This window comes from Microbulbifer sp., from assembly GCF_036563125.1.
Classification (GTDB): domain Bacteria; phylum Pseudomonadota; class Gammaproteobacteria; order Pseudomonadales; family Cellvibrionaceae; genus Microbulbifer.
Genome location: NZ_DATCMV010000035.1, coordinates 25,270 through 49,087 on the forward strand (window position 1 = coordinate 25,270; position 23,818 = coordinate 49,087).

Sequence of the window (23,818 nt, forward strand, 5' to 3'; positions counted from 1 at the left end):
CTTTTTATTCACCTTGTACCGCCAAATGATAGCGCTGTCATTCGATTTTATGATAGCGCTGTCATTCTCACGATCGACAATACACACAATGGGAGGAAAAAGCTACAACGCGAAAGGGAAAATATCTGGGTATTTTGCAGGTTTTTACAGCCAGAACCTGTCTTAAGTGACAGATCGAAGAGGAAAGATCCGGGCTTTTGACGCCGGACAGGATAAAAAATGTACAACCTTTATGAGTGACAAGATTCGCAAACTTTTCTTATACAGGCAGCGCCTGCCCCCAGAACAACACTCCCGGCCATGGCCGGGAGTGTTGTTCACTATTCAGGAAACAGAGATTACTCGATTTCCTTAATCCGCATGGAACTGGTACCGCCGCCCATATTCAGGCGCTCCCCCTGAGTGATCAGGATTCGCTGCCCCTTCTGCAGCTCGATGCGGGAACCGAGCACTTCGATGATGGCATCGGTCAGGTGACCCAGGGGTACAGAGGCCGGATCGAACTCGATGGGGTCGACACCGCGCAGCAGTACCAGCTGGCGCGCCACCTGGGGATGCCGGGTCAGTGCGTAGATCGGCAGCTGGGTGGTAGCACGGGACATGATGCGCGGTGTACGGCCGGACTCGGTCAGAGCGGCTACTGCACACAGATTCTCCACACGCGCGGCAGATTCGATCGCCGCCTGGGCGATCACGGTGTCGATGCTCTCGGAACCGGTGCGCACCGGAGCAACACGCGTGGTGGAGCCCAGGTACTGCTCGGCACCCACGACGATCTGCGCCATCGACTCCACCGCAGCAACCGGGAAATCGCCGGCAGCGGTTTCGGCGGACAACATCACCGCATCCGTGCCGTCCAGCACGGCGTTGGCCACATCCATGACTTCCGCGCGGGTCGGCGTCGGGTTGGTGATCATCGACTCCATCATCTGGGTCGCGGTGATCACACCGCGATTCAATGCGTTGGCACGATTGATCAGCTTTTTCTGCACACCCACCAGCGCGGAATCACCGATCTCCACGCCCAGATCACCGCGGGCAACCATGATGACATCAGACGCGAGAATGATATCGTCCATCTGCTCGTCATTTTCTACCGCTTCAGCGCGCTCGACTTTGGCGACGATGGCGGCATTGCTACCGGCTTCACGCATCGCCTTGCGGGCAATTTCGAGGTCCTCACCACTGCGCGGGAAGCTTACCGCCAGAAAATCGACATCCAGCTCGGCCGCGAGTTTGATATCTTCGTAATCTTTTTCCGTCAGGGCCGGTGCAGACAGGCCACCGCCCAGCAGATTGATGCCCTTATTATTGGAAAGCTTGCCGCCCTGCAGCACGCGACAGAACAGTTTGCTGTTGGTACCGCCGGTCACTTCCAGGCGAATCTTGCCATCGTCCAGCAGCAGGACATTACCCGGCTTACAGTCTGCGATCAGTGACGGGTAGTCGACACCCACGCGCTGCTGGTTACCACCCTCTTTCGGGCAATCCGCGTCGAGGGTGAACTCGGCGTTGTTCTCGAGAAAAATACTGCCTGCGGCGAAACGGGCGATGCGGATTTTCGGGCCCTGCAGGTCGCCGAGAATGGCCACCAGCCTGTTCTGCTCGGCAGAGGCGCGGCGCACTTCGGATACACGCTTGCGGTGATCGTCGGCACTGCCGTGGGAAAAATTAAGGCGTACGACGTTCACGCCGGCGCGGATAATCTCGTCAATAACACGCGGCTTGTCGGTACCCGGACCGAGTGTGGCAACAATTTTTGTATGGCGAATCATGTCTGCGGTATTCGTTGTTGGATTGGATGTGAGACGGATTTGTTCTTATGGCAGTCGGCACTGACTGCTCTAGCAAAGTACCAAATTCATAAATCGGAGCGAGCATTGCGCCCGCTCCGACGGAATGGCATTTCTGCCATCAATTTACATTACAGACCCTGGGCTTTCGCCATTGCCAGGCTGGTGTCGAGCATACGGTGAGAGAAGCCCCACTCGTTATCGTACCAGGCCATTACTTTGACCAGATTGCCATTCACACGGGTGTGGTTGGCATCAAAGTGACTGGACGCGGTGGTGTGGTTGAAGTCCACGGACACCAGTGGCTGGTCACAGAAAGACAGTACACCGCCTTTGATGGTACCCGCCGCATCGGCCATGATCGCGTTGATTTCTTCCGCGGTGGTATCGCGGCCGGCGATAAACTGGCAATCCACCAGAGAAACATTGTTCACCGGTACACGAACTGCCATGCCGTCCAGCTTGCCTTGCAGTTCCGGCAACACCAGACCTACCGCGGCTGCAGCGCCAGTCTTGGTGGGGATCATGTTGTCGGCGGCGGCGCGCGCACGGTAGATATCCTTGTGTACCGCATCCTGGGTGTTTTGATCGTTGGTGTAAGCGTGCACGGTAGTCATGAAACCACGCTCAATACCGATCGCATCGTTTAATACCTTGGCAACCGGTGCCAGGCAGTTGGTGGTACAGGACGCGTTGGATACCACTTTGTGTTCCGCGGTGAGTTTGTTGTCATTCACACCGTAGACCACAGTCAGGTCAGCGTCTTTGGACGGCGCGGAAATCAGTACCGCTTTGGCACCGGCCTGCATGTGCTGGGAAGCTGCGGCTTTATCGGTGAACAGACCGGTACACTCCAGCACCAGATCCACATTCAGTTCGCCCCATGGCAGATTTGCCGGGTTGCGTTCCTGGCAAACCTTGATGATATCGCCGCCGATAACCAGATTTTCCCCATCGACAGAAACTTCGGTATTGAAGCGACCATGAACGGTGTCGAAGCGGGTCAGGTGCGCATTGGCTTCCACCGGCGCCAGATCGTTAATAGCAACCAGCTGGATGCGGTCGTTGTATCCGGATTCATAAATCGCGCGGGTTACGTTGCGGCCGATGCGTCCATATCCGTTGATAGCAATTCTGAGCTTCATATCGCTACACCCTATGTGTCTTGAAAATTATGAATTTTTGTTTGCAGCGTCGGGTGTAATCCCCCCCGGTACGCTGTCGCTCTGACTTCTCAAATAAATCGGTTGCCGGAAGGCATTACCCCTTAAGCAGGGATGCCTCTCTTGCCAGACGGGTAATCTCCGCCCAGTTTTTATCTGCTACCAATTTCGGCGCCGCCATCCAGGAGCCGCCTACACAAACCACATTGGAAAGTGATAGGTAGTCTTTGGCGTTGCTCGGGCTGACCCCGCCGGTGGGACAAAACTTCACCTGCGCCAGCGGACCACCGATGGACTTCAGCATGGGTACGCCACCGGCGGCTTCCGCGGGGAAAAACTTCTGGTAGCGATAGCCGCGCTCCAGCAGTCGCATCACTTCGGACGGGTTTGCCGCACCCGGTAGCAGCGGCACGGATACGTCAGCGGCTGCATCCAGCAGAGCCTCGGTGGCACCCGGGCTCACCATGAAGGTCGCACCCGCATCCACCGAGCGGCGAATATCTGCTGCGCTCAGCACCGTTCCGGTACCGACATGGGCATCCGGCAGGTGCTTGGCGATTTCTTCCACGGCTGCCAACGCTGCTTCGGTACGCAGGGTGACTTCGAGGACGTTGAGACCACCTTCAACCAGCGCCTGCGCCAGTGGCAGCGCCTCGCTGACATTGTCGATCACCAGTACCGGGACTACGCCGGCTTGTTCCAAAACGGGTACGAGAGACTCTTGCATCGCAAATTCCTAAAACTCTAAATATCCAAATTTTTCACTGGCCACTTCGCCCAGATCCCTCTGAGCTCCAAATAATCAGGGAGCCCAATAAACAGTGACCGGCTTCAGCCTCTGCTTGAGGATGCTGCGTACCGGCATTTCGCTCTCGTCATCGCCCAGCAGTGCTTCGCGATAGACCTTGAGCTTTTCTTCACCGGTAATCAGCAGCTTGATTTCCTTCGCCTGCAATATGGCTGCAAGCGTGAGTGTCATGCGCTCTGTATGCACACCGGTCACCGAGCTCTGTTTGGCGGTGATGGCCTTGCACAGTTTTTCCGACTTCGGATCCAGCGCCTCTGCGAGACCGTCCGCATGCGGGAAAAACGAAGCTGTGTGGCCGTCGTTGCCCATTCCCAGCACACACACATCAAACGGGCGCGGCAGTTCTTGATAGGCGCGCTCGCAATCCGCCTCGCCTTCTGCCGGTGTCGCCGCGGCATTTTTCATGCCCAGACACGGCGCCTTGGCGGCTTCATTTTGCAGCAGACTGTTGGCGATGAACGCGAGGTTGCTCCCCGCCTCATCTTTCTCTACCCAGCGCTCATCCACCAGCGCCACATTGACCTGCTGCCAGGGCAGTGGACGCCGGGATAGCTCGCGGTACACCGGCTCCGGGGAGCTGCCACCGCTGACCAGAAAAGTCGCATGCCCGTTGGCCTTGATACCCGCGTGCAATGCCGCGGCGCATTCGTTCGCCAGCGCAAGCGTCAACTTTTCCCTGTCTGCAAAAAATTTTTCTTCGACCATGTCTAGAAACCGTTTGTTACTCGTAACCAAATTTTCTGACACTTGGTCAGGGGTTAAACCAGTGGTGCCCGTTTTCCGCCAGCAGCTGGTTGGAAGCCTGCGGCCCCCAGGTGCCCGCGCGATACAGCTGCGGCAGGTTGTTGGTGTCGCGCCAGTGGTCGATGATCGGGTCAACCCAGGCCCAGGCAGCGGCCACTTCCTCGCGGTGAATGAACAGCGCGGAATTATTCGCGGCGGCATCCAGCATCAGCCGTTTGTAGGCGTCACTTTTGAAACTGTCATAGGTGTCGGACAGAGTCAGGTTCAATTCCACCGGTTGCAGCTCCATGGTGAGACTGTCCATTTTCTTCGCCATCAGCACCAGCTTGATGCTCTCTTCCGGCTGCAGGCGAATCACCAGGCGGTTCGGCAGTACGTCACCGGCTTCCGGCTGGTACACGCTGTGGGAAACCTTCTGGTACTGGATCACGATTTCTGCGCAGCGCTTTTCCATGCGTTTGCCGGTGCGCAGATAGAAAGGCACGCCGGTCCAGCGCCAGTTGTCGATATGTGCGCGAATGGCAACAAACGTTTCGGTGGTACTATTGGGCGCTTTCAACTCTTCCAGGTAGCCCGGAACCAGCTCCTTGCCCAGACCGCCAGCAACGTACTGGCCGCGCACGATATTTTTGTCGACATCTTTGCCCACCAGCGGACGCAGTGCTTCCAGCACCTTGATTTTTTCCGAGCGGATATTGCGCGCGGACATGCTGTTGGGCGACTCCATTGTGATCAGGCACAGCAGCTGCAACAGGTGGTTCTGCACCATATCCCGCATTGCACCGGTGTCGTCGTAGAAGCCGGCACGACCTTCGAGGCCGACCGTTTCAGAAATACTGATCTGGATATGGTCAATGGTCTTCGCATCCCACAGACGCTCGAACAGCACATTGCTGAAGCGCAGGGCCAGCAGGTTCTGGACGGTTTCCTTACCCAGATAGTGGTCGATACGGAAAATGCTCTCTTCCGGGAAATACTCGGCAATTTTGCTGTTGATTTCATCCGAGGTCTTGGCGTTGTAACCCAGCGGTTTTTCCACCACCACGCGGGAGTTTTCGTGGATCAAGCCCTTGATGGAAAGGTTTTCACAACAGGGACCAAATACCGCGGGCGGAATAGCCAGGTAAAACAGCCGCGTGCGCGAGGTGTCATCGCCAAGCAGATCGATCAGCAAATTCCACTGATCATCGGGTTTGGAAATATCCAGTGCCACTGCGCGCAGCATAGTGTTGAATTCTTTCCAGCTTTTTTCATTGTATTCACCATCGCGCAGATGGGTCTTCAGCGCTTGCTGGGCAGTTTTGATATAGGAATCTGCTTCTTCCTGACGACGCACAACCGGGAAGATACGCGTATCTTTGTTCAGGCCACCTTCGATAAAGGCGCGGTACAGTGCCGGAATCAATTTGCGCAGTGACAGATCTCCACCGCCACCGAACAGTACCATGTCAAATGCATTAGCCATCGTGATTGCTCTCAAACTATTGCGCGGACCCATGCTTCGATCATGGCCCGCGGAGTTCAGTTAAAAAAGAATGCTTGCACCGGTTTCCGCGCCGCTCGCGAGCTTGCGCATATTGGTGAACAGATCCCGGCCCATACCAATGGCATTGCCAGACAAATCGCATTCTGCCAGCGGCCGCGCCGCCAGTTCTTCATCACTTACATGGACTTTGAGAACGCCGGCTTCCGCATCCAGTTCGATGAGGTCGCCATTCTGGATTTTGGCAATCACTCCGCCCTCGAGCGCTTCGGGAGACAGGTGAATTGCCGCCGGCACCTTGCCGGATGCGCCGGACATACGGCCGTCGGTGACCAGCGCCACCTTGAAACCGCGGTCCTGCAACACGCCGAGCGACGGTGTCAGCTTGTGCAGTTCCGGCATCCCATTGGCCTGAGGGCCCTGGAAACGCACCACCGCAACAAAATCTTTTTCCAGCTCACCGGCCTTAAAGGCGGCGAGCATGTCGTCCTGACTGTTGAACACCACCGCCGGGGCTGTCACTTTCAGCTGCGGGGTTTTCAGTGCGGACACCTTGATCACACTGTTGCCCAGATTGCCGGTAAGCAACTGCAGGCCACCGTGGCTTGAGAAAGGATCGCTGGCCGGGCGGATCACATCCGGATTGCCGGACTCTTCCGCAGTGGGGCGCCACACCAGACCGTCTTTGTCTTCGTTCAGGAACGGATCGTAGGTGTAGGGCTCGAGGCCGGAATTACCGAGCACCGTATTTACATCACCGTGCAGCAGCCCTGCCCCCAGCAGTTCGCGGATCAGGAACTGCATACCGCCGGCTGCGGCGAAGTGGTTGATGTCCGCGGTGCCGTTCGGATACACGTGGCACAGCAGCGGTACAACCTCGGACAGTTCCGCCATGTCCTGCCAAGTGATCTGGATACCGGCGGCACGCGCCATGGCAATCAGGTGCATGGTGTGATTGGTGGAGCCGCCAGTGGCGTGCAGGCCGACAATGCCGTTAACGAAGGCTTTTTCGGTGAGAATTTTTGCAATCGGGGTGTAGTTGCTGGGCTCGCTGATCTGCACCAGCTGTTTTACCGCGGCCTTGTTCAGCGCATCGCGCAAGTCGGTGCCCGGATTTACGAAAGAACTTCCCGGCAGCTGCAGGCCCATGATTTCCACCAGCATCTGGTTGCTGTTGGCGGTGCCGTAAAAGGTGCAGGTGCCGGCGCTGTGGTAGGAGGCGCTCTCCGCTTCCAGCAGCTCCTTGCGCCCTACCTTGCCCTCGGCGAAAAGCTGGCGAACACGCACTTTTTCCGCATTGGCGAGGCCGGTTGGCATGGGGCCTGCTGGAATAAATACTGCTGGAAGATGGCCGAACGACAGCGCACCGATCACCAGCCCGGGCACGATCTTGTCGCAGATACCGAGGTACATACCGCCGTCAAACATATCGTGCGACAGGGAGATGGCGGTGGCCATCGCAATCACATCGCGGGAAAACAGCGACAACTCCATACCCGGCTGCCCCTGGGTGACACCGTCACACATGGCCGGCACACCACCGGCTACCTGAGCAGTGGCGCCATTGCGGAGTGCTTCCGCCTTGAGCATTTCCGGATAGACACCGTAGGGCTGGTGCGCCGACAGCATGTCGTTGTAGGAATTGATAATGGCGAGGTTTGGCCCCTGGCCAGAGGCGATCAGATTTTTGTCATGATCGCTGGAGGCCGCCATGGCGTGCGCCAGGTTGCCGCAGGCCAGTTTGTGACGCGCACGCCCCTTGCTCTGCGCGCGCTCAACCTGGGCCAGGTAACTGGCCCGTGTCTCTTCACTGCGACGGATAATCCTGTCGGTAACCGCCTGTATCTGACTGTTTACCACTGCTCTGTTTGCCATTTGCCTAACTCTTCGTTTTTTTATCGGCTCGCCCCGCGCTGCTATTAATAATGCAGTTAAGCCCGTTCTCCAGCAGGCTCAGCCGCCTCGACTTCAGGCAGCTCCGCGTACGTAACCGTGCCGGTTATCCGGCGGTAGTATTCGATCAGTTGGACCGTCGAGCCGTCTTCTCCGTCCAACGCCCCGGAAGCCAGTTTTGGCTCCAGCTTGTTGGCCAGACCTTTCCCCAGCTCCACACCCCACTGATCAAAGGAATAAATCTGTAGAACCACACCCTGGGCGAAAATCTTGTGCTCGTAGAGTGCGATCAGCGCTCCCAGTGACCGGGGGCTCAACTCCTTCAAGAGTATTGTGTTACTTGGCTTTCCACCCCTGTGTACCTTGAATGGGGTGAGCCTTGTTATTTCTTCCTGCGACAGCCCCTTGGCCGACAACTCACGGGTAACGGACTCGGCATCCACTCCGTTCATCAGTGCCTGACTCTGGGCAAACATGTTCGCCAGCAGAATCTCATGGTGACCATCGAGTTCGTGGCCCGGCATCACACTGCCGATAAAATCGGCGGGTACCACTTGCGGGCTCTGGTGCAGATACTGGTAAAACGCATGCTGCCCGTTGATGCCCGTCTGCCCCCAGATCAGGGGCCCGGTGGCATACCCCACCTCCAGTCCGGCGCGGGAGGTAGATTTGCCGTTGCTCTCCATGTCTGCCTGCTGCAGGTATGCGGGCAGCATGTGCAGCGCCTGCTCGTAGGGCAGTACCGCGTGGGCCGGGTAACCCATAAAGGTGCAGTACCACACACTCAGCAACGCCATGATCACCGGCGCGTTAGCGTCCAGCGGTGCCTCGCGGAAGTGCGTATCCATACCCGCCGCACCATCCAGCAGTGCGCGGAAATTCTCGAATCCGCAGGCGATGGCGATGGGCAGGCCGATACTGGACCAGAGGGAAAAGCGTCCCCCCACCCAATCCCAGAAGCGAAATACCCGCTCCGGCAACACGCCGAATTTTTGCGCCGCCTCCGGCCTTGCTGTCACCGCGACAAACTGCTTGCCCAATAGTGTCTCTGCGGAAGCTCCGGGTGCCGCCCGTTGCAACCAGTTGAGGGCGCTACGGGCATTGGTCATCGTCTCGCTGGTGGTAAATGTCTTCGACGAAACGATGAATAAAGTCGATTCGGCATCCAGGCCGGCCAGCACGTCCGTGAGCTGGGCTCCATCCACATTGGATACAAAATGCACTGCGACATCGCCCTTCCGGTAGGCACGCAGCGCTTCGATGGCAGTCTGCGGCCCCAGATGGGAACCACCGACGCCGAGATTGACCACATCGGTGATCCGTTTACCGCTGTAGCCAGTCAGGTCGCCATTATGTAGTAAAACTACAAACTCTTTCAAGCGCTCCAGCTCGGCGCTTACCAGGCTTGTGACGGATACACCGCCTATCTCGACATCCGCCGCCAATCCACCGCGCAGCGCGGGATGCAGCACCGGCCGCCCCTCGGTCGCGTTGATCGGCTTGCCGGCAAACAAGTCCTCGCGCCACCGCTCAAGGTCGGTCTCGCGGGCGAGATGTAGGAGATCCGCAAACACGTGTCGATCGAGTTGGTTTTTGGAGTAGTCGAGCAAAAACTCCGGTAATTCCAGCGAAAAATCGCCAGCTCTCGCTGGATCGTCCACAAACAAGTCCGCGAGCCGGCGTTTTTTCATCTCCAGCGCGCGCGTCTCGAGCTGTTTCCAGATGGCGGATTGTGAAATGGAAGAGTGAAATGGAGTGTCTTGCATGATGAGCCCCCGAAATGGGCGCCGGCCGTGGCCTGGCAGGCGCCAGTTATTCTTGTTTAGTATTTTGGTGCGTACATTCGCAGCCCCCAATGCCCGTCGCAGGACACCCCAACCGCAAATGACAACGCTGTCAAATTGGCACCAGCGTCACACAGATGCCCGAGACTGTCAATCCAGTTTGTAGTTTTCCTCCAAAATGCAGTTACCGGAGCCGGCATAGGGATTGAGTGCGGCGAAACATGGATTAAATGCAGTGAAACTGGGGCGAACAGCCTAAAATTGGCGGTCAATCACCGCGAAAGCAGCCATTTCGGACGGGGTGCGCGGCCAGTGACCACAAAGCCATCGTCCCGCAGCCTCTAACCGGGTAAACTGTCGGGCTTGGCAAGTCAGGGATCAATTCCGCTAACGGAACTCCTATTAAAGGAACAAAGCCGATCATGAAAAGCACCATCAACGACGTGGCCGCACGAGCCGGGGTGTCGATCAAGACCGTTTCACGGGTTATCAACAATGAGCCCTCCGTGCGGCCGGCCACACGCAAGAAGGTGATGGATGCTGTGGAGGAACTCCACTATCAGCCCAATCTGGCGGCGCGCAACCTGGCGGGTACCCGCAGCTATACCATTGCGCTGATCTACGACAACCCCAACGCCTACTACGTGATCGACATGCAAAATGGCATTCTCGAAACCTGCAAGGCGCGCGGCTACGAACTGCTGATTCACCCCAGTAACTCCCGCTCCGACAAGGTTAATGACGAGCTGCGCGCGCTGGTGGAACACTCCAAAGTGGCGGGCGTAGTGCTGACACCACCCTTCTCCGAAACCCAGTCAGTGATCGACGAAGTCAAAAAACTTGGCCTCGACTATGTGCGCATTGTGTCCAGCGGGGCCGCAAAGGGCGATGAAGACAACTGCATCCAGGTGGATGACGCCGCCGCGTCCTACGACATTACCAAACACCTGATCGAGCACGGCCACAAACGTATTGGTTTCCTGTGTGGTGGCGAGGAGCACGTCTCTACCCACGGCCGTCTCGACGGTTACAAGGACGCACTGCAGCAAGCCGGCATTGCCGTTGACCCGGCACTTATCATCCCGGGCGAGTACTCCTTCGACTCCGGCGTCGAGGGCGCGAAGGCGCTGCTCAGCATTGAAAATCCGCCCACCGCCATTTTTGCCAGCAACGATGAAATGGCCGCGGGCGCGCTGTTTGCGGCGCGCCTGATGCACATTGAAATTCCCGAGCAGCTTTCCATTGTCGGCTTCGAAGACAGCCCCTTCTCACGCCAAACCTGGCCGAAGCTCACTACCGCCCACCAGCCGAACAACGAAATTGCCCGTTGCGCAGCAGCACTGGTACTCAACAAGGCCCGCAGCAAAGGTGCCTCGGAAACCGCCGCCGCCAACAAGGATGCCGGCATCACCAAAAAATTTATCCCGGAATTACTGGTGCGCGACTCGACCGGTAATGCACCGGCTTGACGCCCTTCCCACAGGGTTCTGCGTGAAATCGCAGGCAAAAAAAGGCCCTCACTAGGAGGGCAAAGATGACGAGAACCAAAGAGAGAAACTTCATAAAGAAGTTCAAACAACTAAATCCTTTTAAGCACAACTTCCAAAAAACAAGCAATCTGACAGATTCAATGCTGCAGGTAACCATCCCGGTTACCTGCCAGCCGGATTATTTCCAGCTGCGCATCTTGTGGCCTTTCAGCGCGTAAAACAGGATGAACAGGTAAGCCGGAATCGCGATGATGTAGGCCGCCTGGCCGTCACCGGTATCGGCGAAATGTCCGTACATCGGCGGCAGGATGGCGCCACCGGAAATACCCATGATCAACAGCGCGGCACCCTTGGAGGTGAATTTACCCAGGCCTTCCAGCGCCAGCGGCCAGATCGCCGGCCAGCACATGGCGTTGGCAAAACCCAGCAGCGCAACGAAGTACACCGCATTCGGAATCTCGGGCAGGCCGAAGTGCGCCAGGGTCACCGCCGACATGGCGGTACTTTTCAGGGAACCGCTCATAACCGCGAAGGTAAACACAATACCCAGCACCGCGGAGATCAGCAGCGCAGTCTGCTGGCTGATAAAGCGCGGAATGGCGATGGTGCCGTAGATATAACCCAGCACCATGAACACCATGGTGTACGAGGTAAGTACCGAGGCAACGGCGGTATCCAGACCCGCTTGTTTGCCCAGCAGACCGATAGCGTCACCGGCGATCACTTCCACACCCACGTAGAAAAACAGGGCGATGGCACCGAGCACCAGCTGCGGGAATTTTTTCAGACCCATCAGGGTAACCGCGGCTTCTTCCTGCCCTTCCACCGCCTCGTCTTCAATATCCGGCAGCGGCGCGAACATCATAGCGACGGCCAGCACCAGACCGAGAATGGCCATGCCGATGTAAGGCGTAACCAACTGACCGGCCAGCTCATCCAGCTTGGCGTCTTTCGCGGCGGCATTCAGGGCTGACAGCTCGGCATCGCTGACGCCGGAAATACCGGACAGTACCAGCGCGGTGAATACCAGAGGAGCAACAATACCCGCCCCCTTGTTCAGCAGCCCCATGATACAGATGCGTACCGCGGCCGTTTCGGGCGCGCCGACTTTTACCACATAGGGGTTGGAGGCGGTCTGCAGAATGGTAAGACCGGAGCCGACCACAAACTGCGCCAACAAGAAAATTCCGAACATCCGGCTGTAGGCAGCGGGAATAAAAATAAGTGCACCGATGGCCACCAGCGCCAGACCGAGTGCCATCCCGGTTTTGTAGCCGGTGCGCTCGATGATCGCAGCCATCGGCAATGCCATCACGGTGTAGGCGATATAGAAGGCGGAGGCAACCAGCATCGCCTGAAACGCACTCAGCTCACAAATGGTCTGCAAAAACGGAATCAACGCACCGTTCAGCCAGGTAACAAAACCAAATATAAAGAACAGCAGGCCGATGATGGCCATGGGCAGAATGCTGCTGCGCGATTCGCGCTGGGCTATGACTGCGGTATTCATTGCTTCACCATTTATCGTTATCTGGGTTATCGGTTTTCTGGGTCTTACTCGTCAAAAAATTTTCTGGCACTACATGGCAGTGCCGATATTTCTCAGGCCGAAAAAACTTCCCGGCCATTTATCCAGGTTTTCTGGACTTTCAGTTCTTCACTCAAAAGAATCATATCCGCCGGCGCACCCGCCACGATGCGCCCGCCCCTGGTGCCGAGATACTCGGCCGGATACAGACCGGCCATACGCAGCGCCTCAGTCAATTCCACCCCGCACCAGTCGCGGATATTGCGCACAGCGCCGATCATATCCAGGTGCGAGCCGGCCAGTTCACCGGTAGTCGATGTCAGCTTGTCACCGTCGCGGGTGACGATGCGCTCGAACAGCGGAAAGCTCATTTCATCACTGCCCACCAAGGACATGGCATCGGTCACCAGCATAACCTTGCCACGGGGCTTGGCTTTCAACGCCAGCGTCATGGCCTCCGGGCTCACATGATGGCCGTCGGCAATCAATCCGCACCAGCAGCCATCGCTGATCAGTGCAGTACCAACCATACCGGGATCGCGGGAGTGCAGCGGAGACATCGCGTTGTACAGATGGGTAAACCCCGTCGCACCCGCAGCGACCGCAGCAGCCACGGTTTTGCCATCGGCATTGGAGTGACCGAGACAGACTCTTACCCCGAGGGACACCAGTTTGGCGATATCCTCGGGAGACACATTTTCCGGCGCCAGGGTGACCATTTTCAGGCCGAGGTCATCCCGCGCGTAAATCGCCAGCTCCTCTTCGCTGAGCGGGCGAATGAACTTTTCCTCGTGGGTGCCCTTCTTCGGCGTGCTCAGGTGCGGCCCTTCGAAATGCACCCCCAGCACGCCCGGCACGCCTTCGTTCAACGCCGCACTCACAGCGTCAGCGGCCTTCTGCATCACATCCACCTGATCGGTGATCAGGGTGGGCATAAAGCCGGTGGTACCAAAACGGGCGTGGGCCGCGGACATCTTGCCCAGCGCGCTCACGCTGGTGTCGTTGTTGAACAGCGCCCCACCACCACCATTTACTTGCACATCGATCAGGCCGGGCGCCAGCAGGCCCTGCAGACGTACCGCATCCGCCGTCGGCGCACCGCCGACGGAGACTACCTTGCCGCCATCCACGGTCAGAGCAACCTCGCGGTGCAGCTGTTCGCCGTCGAATAACTGTTCTGCAATAAATGCCTGTACCACTTGCTCGCTCCCGGATGCCGCCACTGGTCCAATCAGATGGTCTGGGTAACTTTTTTCAGACCTGCCGGCTCATCCGGGTTGATACCACGGCTGACCGCCACATGGGCAACGTCGAGATAGAAACGCTGCAGCAACGCCAGCGGCGCTACACGCGGATGCACGCCCTTGCTCGGCACATGCAGATTGATCAGGGTGCCGCCGCGACGGACGATGTCGGCAATCTGTTCGCTGTGCGCTTTGAAAGACTCATCTTCAATGGGCACGTTCACCACGGTGAGCTTCTGCTCAACCAGGGTCACGGGGCCGTGCAGGAATTCCGCGCTGGAGAAGGACTCCGCGTGAATGTTGCACACCTCTTTCAGTTTCAGTGCCAGCTCGCGGGTGATGCCGTAACCGGGGCCCCGCCCCAGTACGACCAGGTTCTTCACCGCCGCCAGGTCTTCCGGGCGCAGCTGTATCTCGGATTCGATAGCTTCGGTCAGCGCCTTGGGCAGCATCTCCACGCCGGCTTTCAGCTCGGCGTCCTGGGTCCAGTTGGCCACCAGTTGCAGTACCGCAGACAGGGTGCACAGGTAACTTTTGGTAGCGGCGACCGCCAGCTCCGGGCCCGCTTTCAGCGGCACTACCTGATCAACAATGTCCTTGATCGGCGCGGTTTCGTCGTTCACCAGCGCAATGGTATAGGCACCGGCGTCTTTGGCCATCTGCGCCTGGGCGAGGATGTCCGGGCTGCGGCCAGACTGGGAAATCACGATGACCAGCGCGTCTTCAAGCTTCAGTTTTTTACCGTACACACTGGAAACGGAGGGCGCGGCGGCGAAAGTTGGCGTGCCGGTTTCGATTTCAATCAGGTATTTGGCGAACACACCGGCGTGGTCGGAGGAACCGCGGCCCACGATCATCACGAAGCGCGGCGGCTTGTTGCGCAGGCGTTCACCCAGTTCCGCCATGATCGGCGCATTGTTCTGCAGCTGTTCGGCAATCCGGCTCGGGGCCTCTCGGGCCTCGGTTTCCATTACTGTCATCGTCATAGATGCACCCGCCTTGCTGGCTTCAGTGGAGTTCACTGTGCTCATAAAAAGTCCATGTAACCTGTGTGTTCTAGCTAATGTGCCCGCTTATCCAAAGGGCGCGTTTCTACCTTGGGGCTGCTTTATCCGAAGAGCGCCTTGGCATCGACCTCTTCTGCCGAGGGGGCACTGCCGTCGCCCAACGCGGCAAGGGAGTGCTGCGCGAAGTACACGCAACCCAGTTCCGGTGGATCCAGCGGGTCGGACACCCTCTCCGCCACATGGGGCTTGAGCCAGGGTTTGAGCCGGGGCGCGAGACCGCCAATCATGGACAGGCGCGGCGGCTTGCACTCCATCAACTTGTCGGCAAGATCGCTGATATATGCCGCACCATCGCGCATGATCGACGCCGCGACCGGGCAGTTCGCTTCCGCACATTCCACGACGGGCACCGCCAGTTTGGCGTATTGACTGGAGGGCTTGCCCGCCATCATTTCGATCACATCGTAGGGATCACTGGTACCGAGTGCCTGCTGCAGCTCCTGCTTCAGCATGGAGTCCTGGGCCAGGCCTTCCATCGCCATCAGCAGGTATTTGACCGCTTCCATCCCCAGCCAGGCACCACTGCCCTTGTCGCCGTGGGGGAAACCGTGACCACCAACAATCTCGCTGCGACCCTTGACCCAGGAGTAACCCACGGAGCCAGTGCCGGCGATAATGACTGCGCCGTCGCCGCCGCGGTGGGCGCCGAGACAGGCGGAGTGCTGGTCGGTGGTGAGGAACATTTGTTTGAACGGATGTGCCCAGGCACTCATTTCGTTATAGAGGCGAGGCATGTTGACGCCGGCCAGGCCGACACCGGCCACCAGCTCACCCAGGGTTTCCGCCGGCAGACCGGCATCCGCTACCGCCAGTGCCGCGGAGCGTACGATAGAGTCAATAGTCTGCGCGTAACCATGAAGGGGATTCGCGGGTCCGGAAACACCGGTACCCAGCAGGCGGTTGTCGGCATCAAATACAGAAGCGCGGCACTTACTGCCACCGCCATCAACGCCAACGTAGAGAATGTCCCTGCTGTCTCTTAAAGCAACCATCTGGTCCGGCCCCTAAGATTTCTATTGTTATGTATCCCACCGGATTCCCCATCGCATTTCCTGCGCCCCAGGGAGATCCGGCGCGGCGCTCGTGACGCCTGTGCCAATATGGAAGAAATACTACAAGACAAATGACAGCGTTGTCATGCCCTTTTGTAAAAAAAACTCCACGAGTTTCTCAAGAATATGTCAGTACGCCACCACAGGTGGTGAAAAAACCGACAACCGGATAATCCTACCGTGTGCCGATACGGGGTCCAACTAAAAATCGAACACCGGTGTGCTTATCGCCTCCGCAGAGATTGGAACGCCGCATACCGGGCGAGTTCAATCTTATTGCAATAACTCGGTCACAGTTTTCTGCGATAAAGCGCGCGCCTGCTGACAATGAGCACCCGCTCTCAAAGCCGGCTGCCGAAAAGACACAGGACGTACGCAAAGGGGGAATAATGGGTATTCGCAGGCACTCGGTACATACCACCTATATTGCAAGGTTACTGCTGCCCATGGTTACCGCCGTGGCACTGCTGTTCTCTACCCTGGCAGGAGCCAGTGAAGGCGCCGCCAAAACCCTGTTTCGCCTGACCGGTTCGAACACCATCGGCGCGGACCTGGCGCCGGCCCTGGTAAAGGACTATCTCGAATCCATTGGGGCGAGTGACATCCGCCAGCGCAGTGAAGGTGAAAAGCACTGGATCAGTGCCCGCCTGCAGGGCGAGGCCATTGTGGTTCCGATTATTGCGCTGGGTTCCAGCACCGGCTTCAAGGCCCTCGACACCGGCAGCGCCGACATCGCCATGGCATCGCGCAGGATCAAATCCAGCGAAGTGCACGCCCTCGCCCGACTCGGAGACTTTACCGGGCCGCAGGCGGAACATGTAATCGGTCTGGATGCGCTGGTAATCACCGTGCACAAGGACAACCCGGTATCCCAGCTGAGCGTGGCGCAACTGGCCGATATCTATAGCGGCAAGATCCGCAACTGGGGCCAACTGGGTGGCCCGGATCTGCCAATCCACCCACTGCACCGGGACATGGAGTCCGGCACCCGCGCCACGTTCGATGAGGAGGTATTTGGCGGCAGCCGTTCCGCCGCGCCGTTTACCCATCAGGTATCCGGCAACCACGAGACCCGCGCACTGGTGGAACAGGATCTGGCAGCCATAGGCTACCTGCCCTTCGCCGATGCCGACGGACTGCACAAGGTAGCCATCAAGTCCGGCGACCTGGCGGCGTTAGTGCCGGACCGCGGCATCATCGCTACCGAGGATTTCCCCCTCACCCGCCGCCTGTATCTCTACCGCAATCCGGGCAGCTTCCACCCGCAGGTAGACGGCTTCCTGCATTTTGTGGAGTCCACGAGCGGCCAGCAGATTGTCGCTGACACCGGTTTCATCAACCTCACGCCGGTCGCGGTAAAGATGGCCCCCTACGCGAATGCACCAGACAACTATCGCAAACTGATGGCAAGCGGCTCGCGCCTCAGTATCTCGTTCCGCTTTGCGGATGGCAGCACCGAACTCGACAACCGCGCCCTGCGGGACCTGCACCGGCTGCAGGATTTCATGGCGGAGGCGGAAAACCGCAACCTTTCCCTCACACTGGTGGGCTTTTCCGATCGCAAGGCCAATGCCAACATCTCCGAGCTGATATCCCGCTTCCGCGCCCTCAAGGTGCAGGGCGCGCTGCTGCGTGACCACCAGATGGGTGACAGCCAGATCATGGCCGTCGGCGCATTCGCGCCGCTGACTGCCGACAGCGAGCAGGGGCCGGTGAAAAACAGCCGGGTGGAAGTCTGGATAAACTGATTGCCAGGCGCGGTGCGCTGAACCACAAATAAAGAAGGCAGCAGCTATATTTACTGCCATGAGCAATGCGCCGCACACACCGAAGATCCCGCCCAACATCCGGCTAGCCACGGTTCTGTTGGCGCTCGCCCTGTTGTTACTTGGCGGCTGTTCCAGCCTGCGTCTGGCCTACGGCTATCTCGACTGGTGGATGGACCGCACCCTCAATAAATACCTGGACCTTGAAGGCCCGCAGGAGGACCTGCTTTCCCAGCGGGTGGACGAATTCCACCGCTGGCACCGCCAGACCCAACTGCCCCGCTACGCGGACTACCTCGACCAACTTGCCGCCGAGGTGGACTCCCCTGCAGATACCGTCCCCGCTCGCCTGACCGAGATCGAAAAAAAGACGGATGAATTCTGGAATAGCTCCATTACCATGCTGAGCGATCTGCTGCTGCCAATTCTGCTCCAGCTGGACGACGCACAGATCTCGCAACTTGCAGACAACGCCCGCAAAGAGCGGGAAAAATCCCTGAAGAAATGGCAGAAGGATCAGCACAAGCGCGAAAAGGCGTTCCGCAAAGAGGCTGAGCGCTGGCTCGGCGACCTGACTCAGGAGCAGGACGCCATGGTCGAGCGTGAACTGGTAAGCACCACCTTCGACCCCAAACGCCGTGACGCGCAGCGCCAGCGCTGGACCAACGTTTTTATCCAAACGCTAAAAGACAAACCCGACGGTTACGAGCAGACCCTGCGGGACCTGCTGATCGACCCGCAGACGTTGTGGTCGGAGGACTACCGCCAGATGCAGGAGCAACTGCGTATCCAGGCCCGGAATCTCGGCAGCGAGGTATTGCAAAATGCGACCCCCGAGCAGCGCGAGCACCTCAAAACCACGATGCGGGAGTACGCCAGCGACTTTCGCTTCCTGGCCGCGCAGAGTCCCTGATCCCGTCTTCGCCTATTCACGGTAAGCCCGCAAAGGGGGGCGTATATGCGCCGCTGAAGTCAGTTTCACCTGCAACAAATTTTCCGTTGGAAATCCCTATTTTTATCGGGTTTTCCTGCAAAAAAACGACAGAAAACATGACGCAATCCGCCGGCTGCTGATAAGCTCCCTCCCCGCAAGTTCAACCGCCAATTACCCGTAAAGAGAAGAGGATTTTCCGTGCGTATCGAGACCGCCCAACGCGAGCAGCTGCAACAGTGGGAAAAAGAGCTGGAGCAGCAATACCAGCGCATTTGCCAGCACAATCTGAGCCTGGACCTGACCCGCGGTAAACCGGCGGCGGATCAACTGGCACTGTCCGACAGCCTGGACGGCATTCTCAACGGCGATTACCGCGCCCCGGATGGCACCGACACCCGCAACTACGGCGGCCTCGAGGGCATCGCCGCCGCGCGCGAACTGGGTGCGGATATTCTTCAGGTTCCGTTCGAGGAAGTGCTCGCCGGCGGCAGCAGCTCCCTGACCATGATGTACCACGCGGTACTCACCGGTTACCTGTTCGGCTTTGCCGGCAACCAGCCGTGGAAGGATCTGAAGGCGCCGAAATTCCTGTGCCCGGTGCCCGGCTATGACCGTCACTTCGCCATCTGCGAACAGCTGGGTATTGCGCTGGAAACCGTGCCCATGACCGCCACCGGTCCGGACATGGACGTGCTGGAGCAGAAGATTCGTGAAGACAACGACATCATCGGTCTGTGGTGCGTACCGAAATTCTCCAACCCCACCGGCGTTACCTACGACGCGGATACCGTTGACCGCCTGGCGCAGCTGGCCAAGTTCGCCAACCCGGGCTTCCGTATTTTCTGGGACAACGCCTACGCGATTCACGACCTGGACCATCAGGTAAAACTGCCGAATATCCGCGAGGCGGCCCTCGGCAACGACACCGCCGATTCGGTGCTGCAGTTCGCCTCTACCTCGAAGGTCACCCACGCCGGTTCCGGCGTCGCCTTTGTAAGCGCGAGCCCGGCCAACCTGGCGTCCCTGAAAAAGCAGATGTCCGCCATGACCATTGGCCCGGACAAGGTGAACCAGCTGCGTCACGTACGCCTGTTCCCGGAGCTGAGCCAGCTGAAAGATCACATGCAAAAACACGCGGAAATCCTGCGTCCGAAATTTGCCTGTGTGCTCGAGCACCTGGACAAGAACTTCGCGGATTCCGACCTGGGTCAGTGGGAAAAGCCGGAAGGCGGCTACTTCGTTTCCTTCAACACCCGCCCGGGCTGCGCCCAGGAAGTGATCCGCCTGTCTGCGGAAGCCGGGGTAAAACTCACCCCCGCCGGCGCCACCTTCCCCTACGGCAAGGACCCGGAAAACAGCAACATCCGCATCGCCCCCAGCTTCCCGCCACTGGAGGAGCTGGACACCGCCATGTCCGTGTTCGTACTGTGTGTGAAACTGGCAACCGTGCGCAAGGCGCTGGAAGCGGCCTGATTTTTTTCACCGCGCCAGAACGAAAAAACCCGGCTATTGGCCGGGTTTTTTATTTCACACGGATTAAATTTCGTTGCGCCGTGTCTGCCAGGTAATCGGGCGCGCGTACTGGGCCACCTTATCTTCCACCCCCAGCAACATTGCAAACAATGCCATCCGCACCAGCAGACCGTTGTCGGTCTGGCGGAAGATCGCCAACCCTGGGTGCTCGTTCAGGTCCGAGTCCAGCTCGTTGGCCTCGGCGCGGGAATCCCGCGGCAGCGGGTGCATGATGACGGTATTGGGCTCCGCGTGGCGGGTGAAGATGTCGCGGTTCAGGCGGAAGCGGCCACGGTAGCGGTCGGCCTCGGCCTGGGATTCAAAGCGCTCTTCCTGGATGCGGGTGGAGTAGACGATATCCACATGCTTGATCGACGGCTCCAGCTGATCGGTAATGGTCACCTCGTGCCCCGCCTCGCGCAGCTTCTCCACCACCACTTCCGGCATTGCCAGCTCTCCCGGCGACACCAGTACCAGCTGGACTTTTTCAAACAGGCACAGCAGCTTGCACAGGGAGTGCACGGTGCGGCCGTGCTTGAGGTCGCCGATCATGGCGATACGGAAGTTGTCCAGCGAGCGGCCCTTGCCTTCCAGCTCCTTGCGGATGGTGTACAGGTCGAGCAGCGCCTGGGTCGGGTGTTCATTGGCACCGTCACCGCCGTTCACCACCGGCACCCGGCTCGCGGCGGCAAACTCCGCCACCGAACCTGACTGCGGGTGGCGCATACAGATCACGTCGGAGTAACCGGAAAGTACCCGCGCGGTGTCGTACAGGGATTCGCCCTTGGCCAGCGAGCTGGCCGAAACCCCAACCGTCTCGCGCACGGTGCCGCCGAGCAGGTTGAACGCGCAGCCAAAGCTCACCCGGGTGCGGGTGCTGGGCTCGAAAAACATATTGCCTAGGATCGCGCCCTCGAGAACCCGGGTCACTTTCTCCCGGCGGGCGTAGGGGACCATGGTGTCGGCCACGGCAAAGATACGGTCGATGTCACCGCGTTCGAACTGGCTTACGGAAAGGATGTTGGCGCCGATAAAGTCCATTGATGCTCCACTTTGTGCACAGATTGCGCCGGGATCGCCGGCGGCTTTAGCGGGCGGCTATTCTACGCGCGCGCCCGCCCCCGGAATAGACACTAAGTGGGGTTAACGGCTTCAGCCCATCAAAGTGTCACCCCAGGCTTCCAACTGATCCAGCAGGTCGCTGCGCTCGGGGAAGGACTCGCGCAATTGCGCGATCTCCTCGAAGTACGGCTCCATGGTAATACTCGCCCCGAATGCCGGGTCGGTCAGGCGCTGGTAGCGCCACTCCTCCCAGCGCTCCTGCTCTTCTTCGCTCAGGGTTTCGGGGAAATTGCGCGCGCGCAGGCGAAAGAGTAGTTCCGGCAGGCGCGAATCGGAAAACGGGAACTGCCCCGCCAGTGCCTCCGGGCCGCGGCTTGCCAGCGCGGTGTGCAGCTGGCGGCAGAGGTCGCGGTCGGCGTCGTTCATAAAGCCGTCGTACAGGCGCGCCTCCACATCCTTCGCTGGAAACTCGCCGTCGAGAAATACCTTGTGCAGCTTTTCCGTGAGATCCGGCCCCTGCAGCGCGCGCCAGTTGGCCTCGCAGGCCGCCTTGTCGATATCGAGTTCCGCAGCGCGCTGGTCAGACAGCATGTTCGCCGGCGCCAGCACCGGGCAGCGGTTCATGTGGATAAGTTTCAGGCCCGAGGGCAGTTCGCCCTCGCCCAGCTTGTCGCGGGCGGTGTAGAGACGCTCGCGCAGGGTATCCGCGTCGAGGTCCAGGATCGGCTGTGGGTCCATGGCCAGATTGGCACAGATCACCGCATTGCGATTCACCGGGTGCATCGCCAGCGGCAGTACATAGGTGAGGTGCCCCTGGGTTGCAGGCACCTTGCCGGATACATGCAGCAGGGGTTTGCGATCCCGCGGGTTCAGCAGCTTCGCCACTTCCTGTTTGCGGCGCAGGTTGTAGACGTAGTCGTATAGCTTGGGCTGCTTCTCGCGGATCAGGCGCGCCATATCGATGGTGGCACGCACGTCGGAGAGCGCATCGTGCGCACCTACATGACTGATGCCATTGGCCGCCGTCAGCTCTTCCAGGCGGAATGACGGGACACGCTCGCCGCTGGCGGTTTCCCGCAGCGGCCACTCGATGCCCTCGGGGCGCAGGGCATAGGTCAGCCGCACCATATCGATGATGTCCCAGCGGCTATTGCCGGAACGCCACTCGCGCTCGTAGGGGTCGAGCAGGTTGCGGTACAGGGTGTGGCGGGTGACCTCGTCGTCGAACCGCAGGCTGTTGTACCCCACGCCACAGGTACCCGGCGCACCAAGTTCGTCGAGAATACGGCGGATAAAATCGATTTCCGGCACCCCTTCGGCAAACGCCTTCTGCGGTGCGAGCCCGGTCACCAGCGCTGCCATCGGCTGCGGCAGGCAGTCACTGGCTGGCTTGCTGTAGATCATCAGCGGATCGCCGATGACATTGAGCGCCTCGTCGGTGCGAATACCGGCAAACTGAGAAGGTTTATCTGCCCCTGGATCCGTACCCCAGGTTTCATAGTCGTGCCAGTACAGCGTGGTCGCCATGGTGCCTCCAGTAATTTTTGTCCCATGGTAACCAATTGCAGCTGCTTCTGTCTGGCGGTGAGCACCATCCTGTTGGGGACTTCCGATCGGTAGGCTGCCCGGCAAGACCGCCGCCGCTGCCGCACCCAACCTCATTTTTGTTTCCCCGTGTGAATTGGGATACATTTCGCGCCGCTTCGCTACTGGCTAATCGCTGGGTCATGGTCGGGGCAACCGAGGAAAACACCCATAAAACAATGGAGTACCCGCGTTGAGAAAGCTTGTATGCGCGATGTTGCTGGCACTTTCGCCGTTTGCATCGGCCCACGATCCGTATTCGTCCCCGCTCTACCTGAAATTCAGTTTCGGTAGCGTCGACCCGGATATCCAGGAACTGGATGGGTATAACACTGACCAGCCCAGTGGCTACGGTATAACCTTTGGATACCAGAGCAGCCCCTTCCTGGCACTGGAAAGCAGTTATATACATCTGGGGGAGTTATCGAAGTCCTACGACTACTCTTCCAATTATGGGGAACAAGGCTGGGATGACTATTTAGTAGAGCGGGCGGCATCGGTTGATCTAAACCGATCCTGGAGCACACAAGCCATTGGCGCGGTGTTGACTACCAACGTCTATCAGGGTTTTTCCGCGGGGCTGCGCTTCGGCTATCACAAGTGGGAAGAGGAAACTGACATTTCCGAAAGTGGTACATATACCCAGTATGAAATGAGTAGTAGTTCAGGTTCCTATGAAGTGTATATTTCTGAAGACTACACCAGCGAATACAGCTACCGCACCGAAGGCAACGACCCCTACTATGGCGTAACCCTGGGTTTCGGTGCGAGCAACTGGGTCTTCAGTGCCGACTATACCGTCTACCGTATGGAGGACACCTCCCCGGCTCTCGGCAGCCTCTCTGTCGGACTGCGCTTCTGACCTGTATTCGGCGGCCCCACCTGTCAGGGTGGGTGCTGCCGGTTGCAAA

The 23,818-nt window shown here is 58.7% G+C and carries 18 protein-coding genes; 5 read left to right on the plus strand and 13 right to left on the minus strand.

The genetic code is table 11. The features are described 5' to 3' along the window. Window positions 1-338 precede the first annotated feature (338 nt). From pyk to pgi, 7 genes are all read right to left on the minus strand, one after another. Complete coding sequence (gene pyk / locus VIL80_RS02725) at window positions 339-1,775, minus strand: pyruvate kinase (protein ID WP_332034621.1); 1,437 nt, start codon at window positions 1,773-1,775, stop codon at window positions 339-341. Window positions 1,776-1,924: 149 nt separating this feature from the next. Next, complete coding sequence (gene gap / locus VIL80_RS02730) at window positions 1,925-2,938, minus strand: type I glyceraldehyde-3-phosphate dehydrogenase (RefSeq protein ID WP_332034622.1); 1,014 nt, start codon at window positions 2,936-2,938, stop codon at window positions 1,925-1,927. 115 nt (window positions 2,939-3,053) lie between these two features. Further along, complete coding sequence (locus VIL80_RS02735) at window positions 3,054-3,683, minus strand: bifunctional 4-hydroxy-2-oxoglutarate aldolase/2-dehydro-3-deoxy-phosphogluconate aldolase (RefSeq protein ID WP_332034623.1); 630 nt, start codon at window positions 3,681-3,683, stop codon at window positions 3,054-3,056. A gap of 75 nt (window positions 3,684-3,758) precedes the next feature. Next, window positions 3,759-4,469, minus strand: a complete 711-nt coding sequence (gene pgl / locus VIL80_RS02740; RefSeq protein WP_332034624.1) for a 6-phosphogluconolactonase — start codon at window positions 4,467-4,469, stop codon at window positions 3,759-3,761. 46 nt (window positions 4,470-4,515) lie between these two features. Beyond that, the gene (zwf, locus tag VIL80_RS02745; protein WP_332034625.1) at window positions 4,516-5,973 is read right to left on the minus strand and encodes a glucose-6-phosphate dehydrogenase; all 1,458 of its coding nucleotides are present in this window, start codon (window positions 5,971-5,973) and stop codon (window positions 4,516-4,518) included. 60 nt (window positions 5,974-6,033) lie between these two features. Continuing rightward, complete coding sequence (gene edd, locus VIL80_RS02750; protein WP_332034626.1) at window positions 6,034-7,866, minus strand: phosphogluconate dehydratase; 1,833 nt, start codon at window positions 7,864-7,866, stop codon at window positions 6,034-6,036. Between the two features lie 56 nt (window positions 7,867-7,922). After that, entirely contained in the window at window positions 7,923-9,650 is a 1,728-nt protein-coding gene (gene pgi / locus VIL80_RS02755; protein ID WP_332034627.1) for a glucose-6-phosphate isomerase, read from the minus strand. A gap of 440 nt (window positions 9,651-10,090) precedes the next feature. Here pgi and VIL80_RS02760 point away from each other — a divergent pair, with 440 nt between their 5' ends. Then, the gene (locus tag VIL80_RS02760) at window positions 10,091-11,137 is read left to right on the plus strand and encodes a LacI family DNA-binding transcriptional regulator (protein WP_332034628.1); all 1,047 of its coding nucleotides are present in this window, start codon (window positions 10,091-10,093) and stop codon (window positions 11,135-11,137) included. A gap of 199 nt (window positions 11,138-11,336) precedes the next feature. On the opposite strand, the gene VIL80_RS02765 is transcribed toward VIL80_RS02760, so the two are convergent. The 4 genes from VIL80_RS02765 to nagK all read right to left on the minus strand — a co-directional run bounded on the left by VIL80_RS02765 (window position 11,337) and on the right by nagK (window position 15,989). Further along, complete coding sequence (locus VIL80_RS02765; RefSeq protein WP_332034629.1) at window positions 11,337-12,668, minus strand: sugar MFS transporter; 1,332 nt, start codon at window positions 12,666-12,668, stop codon at window positions 11,337-11,339. Between the two features lie 92 nt (window positions 12,669-12,760). After that, window positions 12,761-13,909: an N-acetylglucosamine-6-phosphate deacetylase gene (gene nagA, locus VIL80_RS02770; protein ID WP_332034630.1), complete on the minus strand. Its 1,149-nt coding sequence runs from the start codon at window positions 13,907-13,909 to the stop codon at window positions 12,761-12,763. A gap of 8 nt (window positions 13,910-13,917) precedes the next feature. Then, window positions 13,918-14,916: a glucosamine-6-phosphate deaminase NagB-II gene (gene nagB-II / locus VIL80_RS02775; RefSeq protein ID WP_332034631.1), complete on the minus strand. Its 999-nt coding sequence runs from the start codon at window positions 14,914-14,916 to the stop codon at window positions 13,918-13,920. Between the two features lie 122 nt (window positions 14,917-15,038). Then, window positions 15,039-15,989 (minus strand): N-acetylglucosamine kinase, encoded by a 951-nt coding sequence (nagK, locus tag VIL80_RS02780; protein WP_332034632.1) that lies wholly within the window; start codon window positions 15,987-15,989, stop codon window positions 15,039-15,041. A gap of 449 nt (window positions 15,990-16,438) precedes the next feature. Here nagK and VIL80_RS02785 point away from each other — a divergent pair, with 449 nt between their 5' ends. From VIL80_RS02785 to VIL80_RS02795, 3 genes are all read left to right on the plus strand, one after another. Continuing rightward, on the plus strand, window positions 16,439-17,797 hold the full coding sequence (locus VIL80_RS02785; protein WP_332034633.1) for a substrate-binding domain-containing protein: 1,359 nt from the start codon (window positions 16,439-16,441) through the stop codon (window positions 17,795-17,797). Window positions 17,798-17,855: 58 nt separating this feature from the next. Further along, a complete protein-coding gene (locus VIL80_RS02790; protein WP_332034634.1) occupies window positions 17,856-18,728 on the plus strand; it encodes a DUF6279 family lipoprotein in 873 nt (290 codons plus the stop codon). Between the two features lie 219 nt (window positions 18,729-18,947). After that, entirely contained in the window at window positions 18,948-20,222 is a 1,275-nt protein-coding gene (locus VIL80_RS02795; RefSeq protein ID WP_332034635.1) for an aspartate aminotransferase type Ic, read from the plus strand. A gap of 63 nt (window positions 20,223-20,285) precedes the next feature. On the opposite strand, the gene VIL80_RS02800 is transcribed toward VIL80_RS02795, so the two are convergent. Then, window positions 20,286-21,302, minus strand: a complete 1,017-nt coding sequence (locus tag VIL80_RS02800) for an aspartate carbamoyltransferase (RefSeq protein ID WP_332034636.1) — start codon at window positions 21,300-21,302, stop codon at window positions 20,286-20,288. Between the two features lie 111 nt (window positions 21,303-21,413). Next, window positions 21,414-22,850, minus strand: coding sequence for an exodeoxyribonuclease I (gene sbcB, locus VIL80_RS02805; protein ID WP_332034637.1), 1,437 nt, complete (start codon window positions 22,848-22,850; stop codon window positions 21,414-21,416). 250 nt (window positions 22,851-23,100) lie between these two features. On the opposite strand from sbcB, the gene VIL80_RS02810 reads away from it, so the two are divergent. Beyond that, complete coding sequence (locus VIL80_RS02810) at window positions 23,101-23,769, plus strand: outer membrane beta-barrel protein (protein WP_332034638.1); 669 nt, start codon at window positions 23,101-23,103, stop codon at window positions 23,767-23,769. Window positions 23,770-23,818: the final 49 nt, after the last annotated feature.